Source organism: Cryobacterium sp. W22_MBD10_FK3 (genome assembly GCF_052113745.1).
GTDB lineage: Bacteria > Actinomycetota > Actinomycetes > Actinomycetales > Microbacteriaceae > Cryobacterium.
Genome location: NZ_JBGQOH010000040.1, coordinates 1 through 1,888, shown reverse-complemented (window position 1 = coordinate 1,888; position 1,888 = coordinate 1). Strand labels below are relative to the sequence as shown.

The window sequence follows — 1,888 nt, the reverse complement described above, 5'->3', positions numbered from 1 at the left end:
GTTCAACTGTTCTGTTTCTGTATCAATGTCAATGTTCCACCCATGAGCGCCATCGAAGAACATTCGTCTTCGTATGACTTGGCAGTGTTACTCCGCTGTATACAGACGGCACTGCTGTGCTCCTTAGAAAGGAGGTGATCCAGCCGCACCTTCCGGTACGGCTACCTTGTTACGACTTAGTCCTAATCACCGATCCCACCTTCGACAGCTCCATCCCTTGCGGGTTTGGCCACTGGCTTCGGGTGTTACCGACTTTCATGACTTGACGGGCGGTGTGTACAAGGCCCGGGAACGTATTCACCGCAGCGTTGCTGATCTGCGATTACTAGCGACTCCGACTTCATGAGGTCGAGTTGCAGACCTCAATCCGAACTGAGACCGGCTTTTTGGGATTCGCTCCACCTTGCGGTATTGCAGCCCTTTGTACCGGCCATTGTAGCATGCGTGAAGCCCAAGACATAAGGGGCATGATGATTTGACGTCATCCCCACCTTCCTCCGAGTTGACCCCGGCAGTATCCCATGAGTTCCCACCATTACGTGCTGGCAACATAGGACGAGGGTTGCGCTCGTTGCGGGACTTAACCCAACATCTCACGACACGAGCTGACGACAACCATGCACCACCTGTATAGAGACCTTGCGGGGCGACTGTTTCCAGCCGTTTCCTCTATATGTCAAGCCTTGGTAAGGTTCTTCGCGTTGCATCGAATTAATCCGCATGCTCCGCCGCTTGTGCGGGCCCCCGTCAATTCCTTTGAGTTTTAGCCTTGCGGCCGTACTCCCCAGGCGGGGAACTTAATGCGTTAGCTGCGACACGGAGACCGTGGAATGGTCCCCACATCTAGTTCCCAACGTTTACGGCATGGACTACCAGGGTATCTAATCCTGTTCGCTCCCCATGCTTTCGCTCCTCAGCGTCAGTTACGGCCCAGAGATCTGCCTTCGCCATTGGTGTTCCTCCTGATATCTGCGCATTCCACCGCTACACCAGGAATTCCAATCTCCCCTACCGCACTCTAGTCTGCCCGTACCCACTGCAGGCCCGAGGTTGAGCCTCGGGTTTTCACAGCAGACGCGACAAACCGCCTACGAGCTCTTTACGCCCAATAATTCCGGACAACGCTTGCACCCTACGTATTACCGCGGCTGCTGGCACGTAGTTAGCCGGTGCTTTTTCTGCAGGTACCGTCACTTTCGCTTCTTCCCTACTAAAAGAGGTTTACAACCCGAAGGCCGTCGTCCCTCACGCGGCGTTGCTGCATCAGGCTTGCGCCCATTGTGCAATATTCCCCACTGCTGCCTCCCGTAGGAGTCTGGGCCGTGTCTCAGTCCCAGTGTGGCCGGTCACCCTCTCAGGCCGGCTACCCGTCGTCGCCTTGGTGAGCCATTACCTCACCAACTAGCTGATAGGCCGCGAGTCCATCCCAAACCGAAATTCTTTCCAACTCCTAGCCATGCGGCTGAAGCTCGTATCCGGTATTAGACACCGTTTCCAGTGCTTATCCCAGAGTTTGGGGCAGGTTACTCACGTGTTACTCACCCGTTCGCCACTGATCAGAAGGAGCAAGCTCCCCCATCACCGTTCGACTTGCATGTGTTAAGCACGCCGCCAGCGTTCGTCCTGAGCCAGGATCAAACTCTCCGTAAATGTTTAATAGCCTCACCACCGAAGTGATGGGCACATCTAGTGCTGAAAGCCACCGGAATAGGCGAACAATCAGCAAGTTTGAAACTGACAGAACAAATCATTACTGACTTGCTTTGTTGTTTAAATGTTTTCCAAAGGAATCTCTTGGCTCTTCACCGCTAGAAACGGATCCAAACCACGAGGTTTTTGGCATTTGACATTGTGCACGCTGTTGAGTTCTCAAGGATCGGACGCACCC

General features: G+C 54.0%; 1 rRNA gene. It reads right to left on the bottom strand.

Features of this window, described 5'->3' with window-relative positions:
• Positions 1-127: 127 nt before the first annotated feature.
• Positions 128-1,650 (bottom strand): 16S ribosomal RNA (locus ACEN2M_RS18685).
• Positions 1,651-1,888: the final 238 nt, after the last annotated feature.